Consider the following 230-nt stretch of genomic DNA (forward strand, 5'->3'; position numbering starts at 1 on the left):
CCAGCCGCCTTCAGGCGGCTGTGTGTTGAAACCTAATTCTCATATTCGCCTCGCAGAAGTGCGTTGAAACCAGCCGCCTTCAGGCGGCTGTGTGTTGAAACCTCATGCGCGCGCCGCAATGTTTGCTGATGTGCCCAGCCGCCTTCAGGCGGCTGTGTGTTGAAACGTCTCTTGCCCTGTTGTCGTTACCGCCTGCATATCCAGCCGCCTTCAGGCGGCTGTGTGTTGAA

It is taken from the genome of Neisseria sp. HMSC068C04, from assembly GCF_001810105.1.
Lineage (GTDB): Bacteria > Pseudomonadota > Gammaproteobacteria > Burkholderiales > Neisseriaceae > Neisseria > Neisseria flavescens_B.